This is a genomic window from Sporolactobacillus putidus, assembly GCF_014647035.1.
GTDB lineage: Bacteria > Bacillota > Bacilli > Bacillales > Sporolactobacillaceae > Sporolactobacillus > Sporolactobacillus putidus.
Genome location: NZ_BMOK01000002.1, coordinates 207,120 through 220,592, shown reverse-complemented (window position 1 = coordinate 220,592; position 13,473 = coordinate 207,120). Strand labels below are relative to the sequence as shown.

Sequence of the window (13,473 nt, the reverse complement as noted above, 5' to 3'; positions counted from 1 at the left end):
GCGTCCTGCGGTATGTTCGGCATTAGGCCGTCCTGACCCCGCAACTAAGGCTCAGCCTGCGCCAAAGGCTTGGCTGAGCCAAGTTTTCTTTATCTGCTGTTTTCCACCTGTCTGTTTCCTTTTTCATTGACTTCCATAATAATCGGAAGGATCATCGGCTTGCGTCTCGTCTTTTCATAAAGAAAAGGAGCGAGAATTTCGTTGACTTCACTCTTGATTTCAGACCACTGCAGCGTACTACGGAGAATAGTCTTCTGCAAATGCGACGTCAGCAGCTCCTGTGCCTCGCTGATCAAATCTCCGGATTCGCGCATATAGACGAATCCTCTTGAGATGATATCGGGTCCTGCCAGAATTTTGTGCGCCTCCATATCGACACTGACGACAACAATAACCAGACCTTCTTCCGATAGAATGCGCCGGTCGCGGAGCACGATATTGCCAATATCGCCGATACCGCTCCCGTCAATATAGACGGAACCCGAAGAAATCTTACCGGTTACGCTGGCCTGATTCTGATCCAGAGCGAGTACATCCCCGATATTCATGATAAAGGAGTGATCGTAAGGAATTCCGCAGGCGTGCGCCGTTTCCACATGCTTTTTCAACATCCGGTATTCGCCGTGAATCGGCATGAAAAACTTCGGCTTAAGCAGCCGGAGCATCAGCTTTTCTTCCTCCTGGCCGCCATGACCGGAAGTATGAATATTGTTCAGCTTGCCGTGAATCACGTCGGCTCCCGCCCGATACAGCTGGTTGATCGTCCGGTTGATGCTCACCTTGTTGCCTGGAATCGGAGACGATGAGAAGATGACGGTGTCGCCCGGCTGCACTTGAATCTGGCGGTGGGTTCCTCCCGCAATTCGGGACAATGCGGCCATCGGTTCGCCCTGACTGCCGGTGCACAGAATGGTCACCTGATTATCGGCGAGATGATTGATCTGCTGATGATCGACAAAGGTATCCTTTGGCGCTTTGATATAGCCAAGCTCTTCTCCGATGGTCAGCGAAGCTTCCATACTGCGTCCGAACACGGCTATTTTTCTCCCTGTTTCGACGGCAGCATCAACAACTTGCTGCAGTCTGTGGATATTTGATGCAAAGGTCGCAAAAATGACCCGTCCATCCACTTTCCGAAAAATATCCTTAATGTTTTCCCCGACTTCACGTTCCGTCATGGTGAATCCGGGAACCTCTGCGTTCGTACTGTCAGACATCAGCAAGAGAACGCCTTCTTTTCCAATATCCGCCATTTTTGTTAAATTGGCGATCTGGCCGCCGACCGGTGTGAAATCAAATTTGAAGTCTCCGGTTTCGACAATGTTTCCCTGCGGTGTTCTGACAACAATTCCGTAAGAATCGGGAATGCTGTGTGTGGTTCTGAAGAAACTGACGGAAGTTTTCTGAAACTTGATGACGTCATCTTCAGTGATTTCATGAATGACGGTCTGCCTCAGGAGATTGTGTTCCTCCAGTTTATTGCGGATCAGACCCGCGGCGAGCTTGCCTGCATAGATCGGGACGTTCAGCTCGCGAAGCAGGTAGGGTACACCGCCGATATGATCCTCATGACCGTGTGTAATAAAAAGGCCCTTCACCTTATCGACGTTTTTGACCAGATAGCTATAGTCGGGAATCACATAATCGATGCCGAGCAGATCATCTTCAGGGAACTTGATCCCTGCATCAATCACAATGATCTCATCCTGAAACTGCACTGCATAGGTATTTTTCCCGATCTCACCCAGCCCGCCCAGTGAGAATACGGCCGTTTGGTGGTTTTTAACAAATTTCATAAGATTATATCTTCTCCAGTTTGAATTCAGCAGATTTCTTTTCGTATTCGAGAAATTTACCGCTCAGCGGCTGGATAAATTCAACGTTATACGGCCGTTCTGCCAATTTTTTTCGAACGTCCCGGACATCATTTGCTTCGAGGTACAAAGTCTCCGTGTTCTCCCGTACGGGGACTTCCTCCTTTAATTTCTGATACAGCACTTTGAAAACCATATAGCTTGCTCCTCTCTGAGAAAATGATTCTAAAAACCATTATATATGAAAAGCAAAGGTTTTTCATCGTTTACGCTATCAGTCCTATTACAGGCCTTGATTTCAGTCCAAATCGTTCCACGGCTTCCGGTCCTTAGTTTTGACAAATCCGGAGGAAAAAACCGTAGCAATCAGTTGTTTCCCGCCACCTTTACCGACCTGCTATAATAAAGAGGTGTGTATTTCTTATAGAAAATCAATGGTTGACCCGCGGAGATTATCGGCCTGTCCGCAGGAAGCGGTGCGTTCCATCTGTTTTCCGCAGGTTTGTCGAAAAATCGGATGAGACGATCAATCGACCATTTAGAAAAAATGCTGAGGGGGATTCATCGATGTCCAAAGTGAAAATAGTATTTTTCGACATCGACAATACGCTGTATGATCAGGATAAATCGGTACCTGAATCGACAGCGGAAGCTGTCAGGGACTTACAGAGAAAAGGTATAATTACAGCGATTGCGACCGGCCGGGCACCGTTCATGTTCGAGGGTTTGAGAAAGCAGCTGGCCATTCATTCGTTTGTCAGCTTCAACGGATCCTATGTCGTGCATGAGGACGAGCCGATGTTCAAAAACCCGCTTTCAAAGCCGGCACTTCATGAGTTGGAGAAGGAATCGTCTGAGATCGGGAATCGGCTTGTCTTTCTTAATGAAAGAACAATGAGAATTGACGGCAAAAAAAACAAACGGGTCGAGCAGAGTATCGCAAGCTTAAAGTTGAACCTTCCCTTTCCTGAGGAAGATCCCGACTTTTACAAACAGCATGAGATCTATCAGGCGCTGCTGTTCTATTCAGAACAAGACGATTCGAGTTATTTAGAGAAAGAACCTCTGGATGCATTCAGGTATGTCCGATGGCACCCATACGGGGTTGATGTAATTCCGGAGAGCGGGTCCAAAGCTTCAGGAATCCGGAGCATGCTTGAGAAACTGAATTTGGCCCCCGATGAGGCATGCGCATTCGGGGACGGAAACAATGATGTAGAAATGCTTTCGTTTGTCGGGACGGGTGTCGCCATGGGCAACGCGGTTGCCGATGCAAAGAACGCCGCGGACTTCGTGACCCGTCCTGTGAACAGAGACGGTATATATTACGGCCTTAAAGAAATCGGGCTTTTATAAGAAAAGAATGTTCTGATCGTGTGTATATGAAAAAAGCCCGGATATCCGGGCTTTTTTCATTACAGCTCACTTTCGGCAATGTGATCAGGGATTTTGTACGGGTTGTCTTTATCAATACGATCGAAGAACAGGATGCCGTTCAAGTGATCGATTTCATGTTGAATCGCAATTGCGGGATAGCCTTTCAGCCGCAAGGTCAACGGTTTGCCGTTGATATCGAAGGCTTTGACCTTCACGCGTGCGTGGCGGGGAACGAAGCCGGGAACCTCACGATCGACAGAGAGACAGCCCTCTCCTCCTTCAAGGTACGTATTTTCAACAGAATGACTGACAATTTTTGGATTGAACAGCATGTACTCAAAGTGTTTGCCGTTATCATCGTCCAGAAACAATGCAATCATTCGCTTGCTGATGGCAATTTGGGGTGCGGCCAGGCCAATACCAGCGCGCAAATCGTATTTTTCAGCTGTCTCCTTATCTTGACTGTTTTTTAGAAATTCGAGCATTCTTCTTAAAGTTTCTTTTTCTTCGTCAGTCGCGGGAAGCTGGACTTCCTCGGCTATCTGCCGGAGAATAGGGTTGCCCTCCCGTATGATGTCGTCCATCGTAATCATGATTCGTGCCACTCCTCCATTACTTTCCTTAAATCTGTAAGTACAGTGTATCATTAAAACCCGGGCATGTTTACTATGCTGTTTGAAAAAGGCCCCCCCGATGGCCAGCTGTTGCGCTGAAACGAAGTGTAAGCGCTTGCCTTGCTGGAGACCTCATGTTTGACTTAGCCGAATAAGGTATTATAAACTGAAAATGAGCTTTGTTCTGCTGTCATGTCTTTTTTTCCGTTTAAAAAGGGATGACCTAAAAAATGAAATAGGTACCAATTTGCAGAAAGTGACAACAGGCGGATTAAAGAGAAAAAACGCACTTCCTGAGGGGCAGGGTTGCCGGATGAATCAGCGGCGGTAAATCTCAGGAGATGAAAGCGTTTTTGTGATTTTTGTCATTTTTGTTTTTCAGAAATGAAAAACGTATTCTGAGGGAAGAGGTGAAATATATATGTCTGCAAAAAACTTAGAACAAATCGAGGATCACTTTCAAACATTCCAGATTCTCGATGAACAGGGGCATGTTGTCAATGAACAGGCTATGCCTCAACTGGAAGACGAAAAGCTTAAAGAATTAATGTTCCGTATGGTCTATACAAGGATATGGGATCAGCGTGCACTTTCATTGAATAGACAGGGGCGCCTTGGTTTCTATGCGCCGGTCGCAGGACAGGAAGCATCCATGCTGGCCAGTGAATTTGCTATGGACAGAGAAGACTGGCTGCTGCCGTCCTATCGTGACATCCCGCAATTGGTGTGGCATGGTTACCCGCTTGACAAAGCATTTCTTTATTCACGCGGCCATTTTGGAGGCGGACAAATTCCCGAAGATTGCTGCGCAGTGATGCCGCAAATTATTATTGGTGCTCAATGTACACAAACGACAGGGATTGCGCTCGGTCTGAAAAAGAGAGGGAAAAAGAACGTCGCTTTTACTTATTTTGGTGATGGAGCCACCTCTCAAGGCGATTTTTACGAAGCTCTGAATTTCGCAGGCGTTTATAAAGCTCCGGCGGTCTTTATCAGCCAGAACAATCGTTTCGCTATTTCCGTACCTGTTGAGAAGCAGACAGCGGCGAAGACACTGGCACAAAAGGCACTCGCCGCCGGGATTAAGGGCATTCAGGTGGATGGAATGGATCCGCTTGCGGTCTACGCCGCAGCCAAGGATGCGCGCGACCGGGCGATCGGCGGAGATGGGCCGACCCTGATCGAAACGCTGACTTATCGGTATGGCCCTCATACAATGGCAGGAGATGATCCGACCCGTTACCGGACCAAGGATCTGACGAGCGAATGGGAAAAAAGGGATCCGCTGATTCGTTTCCGGATTTTTTTGCAGAACCTGGGGCTGTGGACAAACGAGGATGAGGAACAGACGGTTGCCAAGGCAAAGGAAGACGTTGCCCTGGCTCTCAAGAGGGCCGATGAAGCACCAAAGCAAAAGGTCAGTGATCTGCTCAATAATATGTACGAAAAACCGACGCAGAGTGTAAGGGAACAACTGGCCGAGTACAGAGAGAAAGAGGGGAAGTAACCATGGCACAGATGACGATGATTCAGGCGATTACGGACGCGCTTCGCACAGAAATGAGGAATGACGACAATGTCCTTGTTTTTGGTGAAGACGTCGCGAAGAATGGGGGCGTTTTTCGGGCGACCGAAGGACTCTATAATGAGTTCGGCGAAGACCGCGTTTTCGACACGCCGCTTGCTGAATCTGGAATCGGCGGTCTTGCCCTTGGGCTTGCACTCCAAAAATACAGGCCGGTTATGGAAATTCAATTTTTTGGTTTTATTTTTGAAGCGATGGACAGCGTCGCGTCGCAGCTCGCTCGCCTGCGTTACCGGTCGGGCGGGGTCTATCAGGCGCCTGTGACGATCCGCTCGCCTTTCGGAGGCGGTGTCAAGACTCCTGAATTGCATGCGGATAATCTGGAGGGCTTGTTTTATGAGTGTCCCGGCTTGAAGGTTGTGATCCCTTCCAATCCCTATGATGCAAAAGGTTTGCTTATTTCCGCAATCCGCGATAATGATCCGGTGCTGTTCCTTGAACATATGAAACTTTATCGTTCTTTCAGGGAAGAAGTGCCGGAAAATGAATATACTGTCGAAATCGGCAAAGCAAAAATTACGCGAGAAGGAACCGATATTTCGATTCTCACTTATGGAGCTATGGTCAGAACATCTCTGAAAGCGGCGGAGCAATTGAAAAAAGACGGCATTGACGTCGAAGTGATCGATCTTAGAACAATCAGTCCGCTTGATGTCGAGACGATCACAAAATCCGTTAAAAAAACAGGCCGGGCCGTTGTGGTTCAAGAAGCGCAAAAACAGGCGGGAATTGCCGCCCATGTGATCGCGGAAATAAATGACCGGGCACTGTTGTATTTAGAGGCTCCTGTCGGACGTGTAACTGCACCGGATACGGTTTTCCCGTTTGCGGCTGCGGAAGATGCCTGGCTTCCGAATGAGAACGACATTGTAGGCAAGGTAAAGGAAATTATCAGTTTCTAACGTTTTTAAATAGAAAAGAAAAAGAGGACGATGCTTGACGCATGAGAAGGAGGGGAAGCGCCATTGGCCTATTTATTTAAATTGCCGGATATTGGTGAAGGGATACATGAAGGTGAGATTGTCAAATGGTTTGTCAAACCCGGTGATCAGGTGAAAGAAGACGACGCGCTTGCCGAAGTGCAAAATGACAAAGCGGTTGTTGAGATTCCTTCACCAGTTAATGGGAAGGTGCTTGAAATAAATGCCGAAGAAGGCGAGACCGTTGAAGTGGGGACCGTCGTGATCACACTTGACTCGGAAGATGATGAAGAGCAAGCGCAGGAGACAGCGGGCGTGTCTGCACAAGTAACTGAATCCCATGGAGACCGGACCGTTGAAAAAAGCGGTGCGAGTGCCGCCGTCTCAGAGGAACAGTCATCCAGTCGTGTAATCGCCATGCCTTCCGTACGAAAATATGCGAGAGAAAAAGGAATCGACATCGGCAAATTGAAGGGAACGGGGAAAAACGGCCGGGTACTTCGGGAAGATGTGGATCACTTTATTGCAGCGCCCAATGAACCGCAGCCTTCTGTTTCAGAACCCATAAAAGAAGCAGAGGAGCCGGCACAGCAACTAACCGGAGAAGGTTTTCACGAGACAAGGGAAAAGTTTATTGGCATTCGGCGGGCGATCGCAAGAGCTACCGCACAATCCGTGTTAACGGCGCCGCACGTGACACTGATGGATGAAGTCGATGTCACCAAGCTTGTTGCACATCGGAAACTTTTTAAAGAAGAGGCGGCGGAACAAGGGGTCAAATTAACCTATCTTCCTTATGTCGTCAAGGCTCTGGTTGCCGCACTTAAAGCTTTTCCGGTCATTAATGCGACTCTTGATGAAGAACATCAGGAAATTGTATATAAACATTATTACAATATCGGGATAGCGGCCGATACCGATGCCGGTCTCGTTGTTCCCGTTCTGAAGCACGCGGAGTCGAAATCAATGTACGAAATTGCCGGAGAAATCAAAGAACTGGCTGATAAAGCCCGTACCGGAAAACTGGCTGCCGCAGAGATGAGGGGCGGGACATGCACAATTACCAATATCGGATCCGAAGGCGGGCAGTGGTTTACGCCTGTCATCAATCAGCCGGAATCCGCGATACTGGGAATCGGTCGTATCGCGGAAAAGGCGATTATCCGTGATGGGGAGATTGTTGCTGCACCAATGCTTGCTCTGTCTATGAGCTTCGACCACCGACTGATTGACGGCGCAACGGCTCAAAGGGCAATGAACAAAATAAAAAGGCTGTTATCTGATCCACAACGCCTAATTTTGGAGGGGTAGAAATGGTTGTCGGGGAATTCACGACGGAAGCGGACACAATTGTCATTGGAGCAGGGCCGGGTGGCTATGTGGCTGCGATCCGCGCGGCACAGCTTGGCCAGAAAGTGATCGTTATTGAGAAAGAACATGTCGGAGGGGTCTGCCTCAATGTCGGCTGTATTCCTTCGAAAGCGTTGATTTCGGCAAGCCATCGTTTTGAACAGGCAAAGCATTCGGAAGATTACGGAATCAAGGCGGACCATGTTTCACTGGACTTTCTGAAGCTCCAGGAGTGGAAAGGAACGGTTGTCAGCCGTCTGACCGGCGGCGTCAGAAGCCTTCTCAAAGCGCACGATATCGAACTTGTCGAAGGAGAAGCGCTATTTGTAGAGCCGGATGTGGTCCGGGTGAATCATGGTTATGAATCATCGCGTTACAAATTCAATCACTGCATCATAGCCACGGGTTCCAGTCCGATTGAAATCCCTGGTTTCAAATGGAGTGACCGGGTACTCTCATCTACCGGAGCTCTTGCTCTCAAAGAAGTTCCTCAAAAAATGGTGGTGATCGGCGGGGGCTATATCGGCATTGAACTGAGCTCTGCTTATGCCGGTTTCGGCACCGAAGTGGTTGTCCTGGAAGGAACCCCTTCTATTCTTCCGGCATTTGACAAGCGCCTGATTGCCCCTGTTAAGAAAAAGCTGAAAGCTAAAGGTGTCACCGTCTTTACAGAAGCACTGGCAAGAGGGGTTGAAGAGACACCGGCAGGCGTAAAGGTGACGGCAGAGATTAAAGGGGAAACAAGGATCTTTGATGCGGACTATGTCATGGTTACAGTCGGCCGGCGGCCGAATACGAGAGATTTGGGCCTTGACATGGCGGGAGTTGAGACAACGGAACGGGGTCTGATTAAGGTCGATAAGCAGGGAAAGACCACATCGGAGAAAATTTATGCAATCGGAGATATTGTCCCCGGACTGGCCCTCGCTCACAAAGCCTCGTATGAGGGAAAGGTGGCCGCGGAAGCGATCGGCGGTGAATCTTCCGAGGTTGACTACCGGGCCATGCCGGCTGTTGTTTTTTCAGATCCGGAGATTGCGACCGTCGGTTTGTCGGAAGAAGAGGCAAAGAAACAAGGTTACGAAGTTAAATCAGGACAGTTCCCGTTCGCGGCAAATGGCCGGGCGCTTTCATTGGGCGAAACGGACGGTTTTCTGAAAATCGTGACCAGGGCTTCGGACGGCCTGATTCTCGGTGCACAAATTGTCGGAACAAATGCGAGCGATATGATCGCAGAATTCGGATTGGCGATTGAATCCGGAATGACGGCCGAAGATGTGGCTCTGACGATTCACGCCCATCCGACACTCGGAGAAATGGCTATGGAAGCAGCCGATGTGGTTCTTGGCAAACCCATTCATATAGCTAAATAATTTTTTTGCGGAAACAGGCAGTTTCTCCACGGCCTGTTTCTTATTTACTATCAACAGTCTTGAAATTTGAAATCAAAACTTTTTAAGGTGAATTTTCAGGTCCGAATACATCAAGGGGTTTATTGCACGTGACAGCCAACGGGTTCCTGCAATCGCCGCACAGCTTGACTTTTCAGAAAAAATGGGTTCAGAGCTTTGGAAAAACAGGAATTTTTAATAGCAATATGAAAGTTTTTTCAGCATAAACTAAAGCAAAACCCGATTAAAAACTGAATATTAAGCTTTATTTTAATGTCCCTTTTTTTGAAAGCCCTTTATTGAGATATTAACGGAAGGGATGTGGCGGCTGCCATGAAGCAACTGAATCAAACCCTTAACAGAAAAGATGCCGAGAAGAGAATTCCGATTGTGCGCATGGAAATTGATTCGGAATTGGCGATTTTACACCAGGCTATACTGCGAAAAGACGCCGAGACGATAAAACGGTGCAAAGAGAAGCTGGAAGAATTAAGACGTGAAATGATCCTTTTAGAAATTTAAGTCAACCCCTGCTTGTGAACGAGATGTCCAGCCGTCCTTTTATGTTTCGTGAATAGCGAAGACAGAGATGAAAACCTTTGCTCTTTCGAATACCAAAGTATTGATCATCGCAGTCAGGCGGTGATTTTTCTTTTTCCGCGAAAATGAGTTACTATTCTAGGTAAGAAGAAGAACACACACAGGGGAGCCTTGGAATATCCGTCCTGGAAACAGGAACTCCGCCTGCGAGGGAGTGGTCGATTGATGAATCAAAAAGAGTGGCTGGTTCTTGAAAAAAGGGTAACCGGGTGGATCAAGGAGGCAGGAGAGAGATTAAAACAGTCACTCTCCGCCCCGCTCGAGGTCAGTTGCAAAAGTGCGCACAACGATCTGGTTACGAATATGGATAAAGAAATTGAAAAATTTCTGGTTGGGAAAATAAAGGAATATTACCCGGGGCATAAAATCGTGTCGGAAGAAGGATTCGGGGATGCTCCGGATTCAACGGACGGTATTCTTTGGTATCTCGATCCGATTGACGGGACGATTAATTTTGTCATGCAGCAGCGTTTTTTTGCCATTTCCATTGGTGTCTACGAGAACGGATCGGGCAGAGCGGCGTTTATCTACGACGTAATGGTTGATGAACTGTTCCACTGTCTCGCCGGAAATGGTGCCTATCGCAATGACGTGCGGCTTGCGCCCCTGAAAAAAGTCGAAGTTGAGGACGCCCTGATCGATTTAAGCGCGACATGGATAAAACCTAACAGACGGATTGATCAAGACGTCCTGACGGAGATCGTTCGCCGTTGCAGCGGCACCCGAGCTTATGGATCGGCTTCTATTGAACTTGCTTATGTTGCGGCCGGACTGATTGACGCCTACTTTACGATGAGATTGTCGCCCTGGGATTTCGGGGCCGGGCTGATTCTGATCCATGAAGTCGGCGGAGTCGCGACAAGGGCGGACGGCACCGCGATTGACACGCTTTCCAGAACGTCGATATTGGCCGCCGGTCCCGCGCTTCACGAAGAGATTGCCCAACACATAGGCCGGCAGGTTGCGGCAGGCAAGTATCTGAATGAACCGGATTAATTCGGCAGAAGGACCGGTTTCACCAGCTTACTTTTTCGTCTGTGACGCCTGCTGCTTCCCTTTGATAAAAAATCCGATCCACATGAACAGGATGACGGCAAAAGCGCTTAAGAGAGCGAGAAGACCATTGCCGTATGCGATCGCTCCGGCGATCCCGATTAAAGCGGCGACGACAAAAACTGCCAGAATAACAAGAATAGCGTTGACCATATTGAGCACCTCCTAAAATAATCATAATCGGTAGATGGAAAAAGTACAACGAGAGAGTGCTTAAATCAGCCATGAAATAATTTTCCGGAAAAACATAATGATTTGACAAAAAGGCTTCCCTTGTGAGAAAATGACTTGCATGTGTATGTTTGTGTATGTTTCGGAAGTAATAATATAGCTAGTTATTGGAAACAAACGAGGAGACTTAGAAGAAATGACAAAACGCAGGGAAGAATTAAGAAATATCGCGATTATCGCACACGTCGACCATGGCAAAACAACACTGGTCGACAAACTTCTGATGCAATCAGGGACATTTCGCAAGAATCAGCAGATTCATGAACGGGCTATGGATTCAAATGCAATTGAAAGAGAACGCGGCATCACTATTTTGGCGAAGAACACGAGTCTGTCTTACAAAGACCACACGATAAATATTGTTGATACACCCGGGCACGCCGATTTCGGCGGTGAAGTCGAGCGGATCATGAAGATGGTTGATGGTGTGCTCCTATTGGTCGATGCCTTTGAAGGTTGCATGCCGCAAACGAGATTTGTTCTCAAAAAAGCTCTTGAAGAACACTTGAAGCCGATCGTCGTTGTGAACAAGATCGACAAGCCAATGGCGAGACCTCAGGAAGTTGTCGATGAAGTGATTGATTTGTTCATTGATCTGGGTGCCGACGAAAGCCAGCTGGAATTCCCGGTTGTCTATACTTCGGCTGTAAACGGCGTAGCCGGGACTGATCCTGACCATGTCGATCAGGACATGAGCGTCGTCCTTGACATGATTCTGAAGGATGTGCCTGCGCCGGTTGACAACCGCGACGAGGGCCTGCAATTTCAGGTGACCATGCTCGACTATAATGATTACGTCGGCCGTATTGGTATCGGGCGGATCTACCGCGGAAAGATCAAAGTCGGCGAAGAAGCGGCACTGGTTAAAAATGGCGGTGAACGTGTTGAAAAATTCCGGATCACAAAGCTTTTTGGTTATCACGCGCTTAAGAGAACCGAAATTCAGGAAGCATTTTCCGGGGACATCATTGCGATTACGGGTGTTTCCGATATCGATATCGGTGATACCATTAATGATGTAGATAAAATCGAGCCGCTCGCCCCGCTCAGAATTGACGAACCGACGCTTAAGATGACTTTCCTTCCGAACACGAGTCCTTTTGCCGGACAGGAAGGCGATTATGTCACAAGCCGAAAGATTGAAGATCGTCTGATGGCGGAAATGGAACGCGACGTCAGCCTGAAAGTAGAATCCGCTTCAGATTCCCACGACTCGTGGGTCGTTTCAGGGCGAGGCGAACTGCATCTCTCTATCTTAATCGAGACCATGCGCCGTGAAGGTTTTGAACTTTCGGTTTCAAAGCCGAGCGTAATCACGAAAGAAGTCGACGGCAAGCTTTGCGAACCCTATGAGTCTGTTCAGATTGACGTTCCTGAAGAATATGTTGGGGCTGTCATCGAATCCATGGGGAAACGCAAAGCCGAATTAAAAGACATGAGGCAGGAACAGCCGGGACAGACGCGATTGGTGTTTATGATTCCTTCCCGCGGGCTGATCGGCTACAATCGTCAGTTCATGGCGGATACACGCGGTTACGGGATTCTGAACCATACTTTTGATCATTTTGCACCCTTTATTAAGGAAGAAATCGGCGGACGGAGAAATGGCGTGCTGGTTTCTATGGATCAGGGGCAGACCACGGCTTACTCTCTGGCGGCTCTTGAAGACCGCGGAGAGATGTTTGTCGGACCTGGCGTTAATGTGTATGAGGGGATGATCGTCGGCGAACACAATCGTGAAAATGATCTGACCGTCAATGTGACCAGAGCAAAGCATGCGTCGAATGTCCGGTCGGCGACCAAGGATCAGACCGTCACGCTAAAAGAAGCAAGAAAAATGTCTCTTGAAGATTCACTTTCTTATCTGAATGATGATGAATATTGTGAAATCACTCCTAAGAGTGTGAGAATGCGCAAAAAGATCCTGAATAAAGGCGAGCGGGAACGCTTCGAAAGACGGGGAAGCAAGATTCCGAAATTTAACGGCTGATCGATTATCGTACATGATTTTATAATAGAAAAAACGTCTGCGGTTTGCTGCAGACGTTTTTTCATGGACAAAATTGCATTTTCATAGAAAATCGTATTTACACGGAATTTCTTCCGGTCGGCCGCTCTCTTTGCTGCATAAAGGCAGTTCGATGGATTATGAGCGCTCTTTATTGTGTTTTTTCCTTTTCACAGGCAAATGAAGGGTGAATTTACCTGTCGCCCAGCGCGCTCTTGTCCGTTCACTGATTCGCGCGGAACATTCTTCGCACATAAAAGTATGAATAGGCCGGTTTCTCAGCCGTTTGGCGAGTACAGACTGATCATCCAGATGGCAGATTTTCCCGCATAAGATGCATTTGACCCGCATATTATAACCCCCCTTTATCCTATCTATTAAGTATAGCAGGTTTTCGTCTGTTTTATGAGAAACATGTTAAAGGTTCGAAAGGTCATTTGGAAGAGTCCTTTCCCATGATTATTCTTGCAATTTCAAGATGGAGAATGTAAGATAAAATTTAGATGTTGAATGAGACAGGGGGGATCAAA

13 protein-coding genes are annotated in these 13,473 nt (G+C 47.9%); 8 read left to right on the top strand and 5 right to left on the bottom strand.

What is annotated here, in order from left to right; all coding sequences use genetic code 11:
- Positions 1–89: 89 nt before the first annotated feature.
- The gene (rnjA, locus tag IEX81_RS03305) at positions 90–1,796 is read right to left on the bottom strand and encodes a ribonuclease J1 (RefSeq protein WP_188801638.1); all 1,707 of its coding nucleotides are present in this window, start codon (positions 1,794–1,796) and stop codon (positions 90–92) included.
- A 4-nt stretch (positions 1,797–1,800) separates the two neighbouring features.
- The gene (locus tag IEX81_RS03300) at positions 1,801–2,010 is read right to left on the bottom strand and encodes a DNA-dependent RNA polymerase subunit epsilon (RefSeq protein ID WP_188801637.1); all 210 of its coding nucleotides are present in this window, start codon (positions 2,008–2,010) and stop codon (positions 1,801–1,803) included.
- A gap of 371 nt (positions 2,011–2,381) precedes the next feature.
- On the opposite strand from IEX81_RS03300, the gene IEX81_RS03295 reads away from it, so the two are divergent.
- The gene (locus IEX81_RS03295) at positions 2,382–3,170 is read left to right on the top strand and encodes a Cof-type HAD-IIB family hydrolase (protein ID WP_188801636.1); all 789 of its coding nucleotides are present in this window, start codon (positions 2,382–2,384) and stop codon (positions 3,168–3,170) included.
- A gap of 59 nt (positions 3,171–3,229) precedes the next feature.
- Here the strand turns inward: IEX81_RS03295 and def are convergent, their stop codons facing one another.
- Positions 3,230–3,784, bottom strand: coding sequence for a peptide deformylase (gene def / locus IEX81_RS03290; protein WP_188801635.1), 555 nt, complete (start codon positions 3,782–3,784; stop codon positions 3,230–3,232).
- 442 nt (positions 3,785–4,226) lie between these two features.
- Here def and pdhA point away from each other — a divergent pair, with 442 nt between their 5' ends.
- The 6 genes from pdhA (at position 4,227) to IEX81_RS03260 (ending at position 10,647) form a co-directional block, all read left to right on the top strand.
- A complete protein-coding gene (pdhA, locus tag IEX81_RS03285; RefSeq protein WP_188801634.1) occupies positions 4,227–5,312 on the top strand; it encodes a pyruvate dehydrogenase (acetyl-transferring) E1 component subunit alpha in 1,086 nt (361 codons plus the stop codon).
- A 2-nt stretch (positions 5,313–5,314) separates the two neighbouring features.
- Entirely contained in the window at positions 5,315–6,292 is a 978-nt protein-coding gene (locus IEX81_RS03280; RefSeq protein ID WP_188801633.1) for an alpha-ketoacid dehydrogenase subunit beta, read from the top strand.
- Positions 6,293–6,355: 63 nt separating this feature from the next.
- Positions 6,356–7,621 carry a dihydrolipoamide acetyltransferase family protein gene (locus tag IEX81_RS03275; RefSeq protein WP_188801632.1) on the top strand — a complete coding sequence of 422 codons (1,266 nt, stop codon included), beginning with the start codon at positions 6,356–6,358 and terminating at the stop codon, positions 7,619–7,621.
- Positions 7,622–7,623: 2 nt separating this feature from the next.
- A complete protein-coding gene (lpdA, locus tag IEX81_RS03270; protein ID WP_188801631.1) occupies positions 7,624–9,033 on the top strand; it encodes a dihydrolipoyl dehydrogenase in 1,410 nt (469 codons plus the stop codon).
- A 351-nt stretch (positions 9,034–9,384) separates the two neighbouring features.
- Positions 9,385–9,573: a YkzI domain-containing protein gene (locus IEX81_RS03265; RefSeq protein WP_188801630.1), complete on the top strand. Its 189-nt coding sequence runs from the start codon at positions 9,385–9,387 to the stop codon at positions 9,571–9,573.
- A gap of 243 nt (positions 9,574–9,816) precedes the next feature.
- The gene (locus tag IEX81_RS03260; protein ID WP_188801629.1) at positions 9,817–10,647 is read left to right on the top strand and encodes an inositol monophosphatase family protein; all 831 of its coding nucleotides are present in this window, start codon (positions 9,817–9,819) and stop codon (positions 10,645–10,647) included.
- Positions 10,648–10,674: 27 nt separating this feature from the next.
- Here IEX81_RS03260 and IEX81_RS03255 read toward each other — a convergent pair whose 3' ends face one another.
- Positions 10,675–10,857: a hypothetical protein gene (locus IEX81_RS03255; RefSeq protein WP_188801628.1), complete on the bottom strand. Its 183-nt coding sequence runs from the start codon at positions 10,855–10,857 to the stop codon at positions 10,675–10,677.
- 214 nt (positions 10,858–11,071) lie between these two features.
- On the opposite strand from IEX81_RS03255, the gene typA reads away from it, so the two are divergent.
- Positions 11,072–12,925, top strand: coding sequence for a translational GTPase TypA (gene typA / locus IEX81_RS03250; protein WP_188801627.1), 1,854 nt, complete (start codon positions 11,072–11,074; stop codon positions 12,923–12,925).
- A 156-nt stretch (positions 12,926–13,081) separates the two neighbouring features.
- On the opposite strand, the gene IEX81_RS03245 is transcribed toward typA, so the two are convergent.
- Positions 13,082–13,294 (bottom strand): YlaI family protein, encoded by a 213-nt coding sequence (locus IEX81_RS03245; protein ID WP_188801626.1) that lies wholly within the window; start codon positions 13,292–13,294, stop codon positions 13,082–13,084.
- Positions 13,295–13,473: the final 179 nt, after the last annotated feature.

Bases quoted from the DNA above. Each gene is read 5' to 3' on its own strand.
- rnjA (WP_188801638.1), bottom strand. From the start codon at position 1,796: ATGAAATTTGTTAAAAACCACCAAACGGCCGTATTCTCACTGGGCGGG.
- IEX81_RS03300 (WP_188801637.1), bottom strand. From the start codon at position 2,010: ATGGTTTTCAAAGTGCTGTATCAGAAATTAAAGGAGGAAGTCCCCGTA.
- IEX81_RS03295 (WP_188801636.1), top strand. From the start codon at position 2,382: ATGTCCAAAGTGAAAATAGTATTTTTCGACATCGACAATACGCTGTAT.
- def (WP_188801635.1), bottom strand. From the start codon at position 3,784: ATGATTACGATGGACGACATCATACGGGAGGGCAACCCTATTCTCCGG.
- pdhA (WP_188801634.1), top strand. From the start codon at position 4,227: ATGTCTGCAAAAAACTTAGAACAAATCGAGGATCACTTTCAAACATTC.
- IEX81_RS03280 (WP_188801633.1), top strand. From the start codon at position 5,315: ATGGCACAGATGACGATGATTCAGGCGATTACGGACGCGCTTCGCACA.
- lpdA (WP_188801631.1), top strand. From the start codon at position 7,624: ATGGTTGTCGGGGAATTCACGACGGAAGCGGACACAATTGTCATTGGA.
- IEX81_RS03265 (WP_188801630.1), top strand. From the start codon at position 9,385: ATGAAGCAACTGAATCAAACCCTTAACAGAAAAGATGCCGAGAAGAGA.
- IEX81_RS03260 (WP_188801629.1), top strand. From the start codon at position 9,817: ATGAATCAAAAAGAGTGGCTGGTTCTTGAAAAAAGGGTAACCGGGTGG.
- IEX81_RS03255 (WP_188801628.1), bottom strand. From the start codon at position 10,857: ATGGTCAACGCTATTCTTGTTATTCTGGCAGTTTTTGTCGTCGCCGCT.
- typA (WP_188801627.1), top strand. From the start codon at position 11,072: ATGACAAAACGCAGGGAAGAATTAAGAAATATCGCGATTATCGCACAC.
- IEX81_RS03245 (WP_188801626.1), bottom strand. From the start codon at position 13,294: ATGCGGGTCAAATGCATCTTATGCGGGAAAATCTGCCATCTGGATGAT.